Here is a 2,245-nt window from a genome sequence, read left to right as displayed (position 1 = left end):
TTCCTGCCGGAGCCTTCACAATTTGATCATAATGATTCCATTGTTCCTTATCTCTCTCCTCCACCTCATCAATATAGGAGGTTTGGAGAACCTGGGACGCTTTATTCAAAAAAATGACCTTCATATGCCGACTTCCAATTTGTTCTGATCGCGCATCCAACTGAACGGCATACTCTTGCAGCGGCTCTGCCTTCATTTTCTTGGACGCATAAATATTCCAGTCACAGGAATAGCTAGGTGCGTAACGGATAGAGAGTCCTTCGTCCTTGATTGACAGATTCGTCTGCCCAGGTCGAATATCCGCCACACATCCGACATCCGTCGTGCTCAATGATTCCTTCGTATCCTCCCCCGGCATCACCGTCACTTCCTGCGCAGCCATTCGATGAATATCTCCAAAACGGCTCAATGACGGCACCTGACTATCCAGCACAAGGGTTAAGCGATACTTCCCCTTGGTTAGGAACAGATTTTTAAATTCGACTCGGCCGTAGTCATTCAGCAGACCGGGAATTTGTATGATTTTCTTGGCAAAACCATCCTGATCGGGCACCGTTTCAATAACCTGCTTTTCGGATAAAGAGGTCGCGGGTAGCCGCTTATACGACTCCTTCGTACGAATCGTTCTGGTCAGCACCTTTCCCGTCTCTTCATTCGTCCACTTCATCGTTAATGACCCCTGGTACCCAGCGGGGAGATTAGCCAAAATAGCTGTGGCATAGGTTCCCGTTTTGGCGACTTCCACATCCCTGCTTAACGTCCCCTTCTGATAGCTGATCCCCCGCCCCATACTAAGTCTTGGTAAAGCACGTTCCGTCTGTACATTCCCTTGTGCGTTAAAATCGCTCTCTGCCTCCAAGGTGAAAAAAAGCTTGCCCCGCTTCAATGCCTGCTCCACTGGAAAAGATAGCTGATCTAGCTGATCCACAGGGACAATCGCAAATTGATTGATCGCATTAAAGCCTTGCAGGTTATTAACCGTGACTGGAGTATCTCCTTTTGGAAAAACATGTTCTCCCAGATCCACCCATTGAAATTGGTTTAAACCATCATCCTGAGTCTTGATACTAACCACTTTGTCCGGCAGTGTGACTTGTAATTTTCCGCCTGCCTTATTCATAAACACTCTAGCATATACATGCGAGGTTTGAGGTTGATCCAGTTTTTTGTGCATCGTAAACGTGTTAGGCTTGCTATATTGCCCCAAATCACGCAGCTGGATATCATGAATCCACCAGTAATTTTTTTGCTGTGGACGCTGTAGGGTTAACAAATCCATTCGCATCCAATAGCTGCCGGGCGGCGACACGTATTCCCCGTAAAATTTCACACTGTCAAAATTATATCCCTCTGAAGGCGCCACGACATAGCTAACCCCCAGTTCACGCATTTGCTTATCGTAAAATCTCATTTTCACATGCATTTTGTTCGTCCCGCGACCGGAAACAGTAATTTGGAACTGATACGGATTATTTTCCTTGGCTTCCAGCAAACCCGATCTAGCGACCTGCCATATATTACTCGGGTCTCCCTTCATAATTTCGCCGTGCAGAGTTGGCACATCATTCAATTCCTCACGGGGATTAGCCTGCACACTGAACAACTGCGGATTATCCGGCTTGAAGAAGGTTTCGGTCCGCAACATGGAATCAAAGTCCACGACCGTCTTCCCTTCGATACTGCTCATCTGATACGGGGCCACATCCAGCTTCTTACTGGCAAAGGTGACCGCAATCCCTGCATCCATTTCCATATCGAACGGAAAGTTCCGTATATTTTGGGAGGATAAATACCATAACCAATCGTTAGTCGAGGCAAAGGTTTTGGACCATTTTAAAAAGGCATTACCATCCTCAATGGCATCAAAAGGGCGTAAGTAATCCTCGGCTGGAAGCTGTGACAACAACAAGTCATTAAAGGACGCCGCTTCCACATAATCCCCTTTGTTAATCATCTGGATGGTTTTTAGCTCAGGCTTTAACGCACTGAACAGCACCCCAAAGCGGCTAAAATCAAAACCAGGCAGATGACTGTAGCTCTCCAGTCGGCTAAAACCGTAAGGTGTTACAATTTTACTCGCAAGGATGTTCATATAGGGCGGTGTCTGATCGAGATTGAATATGGAAAATAGTCCGTTCTGGTACGTACGTTTCAGCCCGGTCTGACCTTCCAGCTGAGATAGGTGGAAATCCTGCCGCTTCTCCTGCCCCACATATTCATCATGGTAGACCAACTGATTGACCCC

1 pseudogene is annotated in these 2,245 nt (G+C 46.9%); it reads right to left on the bottom strand.

The features are described 5' to 3' along the window. Positions 1-2,245, bottom strand: a pseudogene (locus tag GRP75_RS24895) (hypothetical protein); the annotation flags it as partial.

The organism is Paenibacillus sp. OT2-17, assembly GCF_009827695.1.
Taxonomy (GTDB): Bacteria; Bacillota; Bacilli; order Paenibacillales; family Paenibacillaceae; genus Paenibacillus; species Paenibacillus polymyxa_B.
This window is presented reverse-complemented; position numbering and strand designations above follow the sequence as displayed.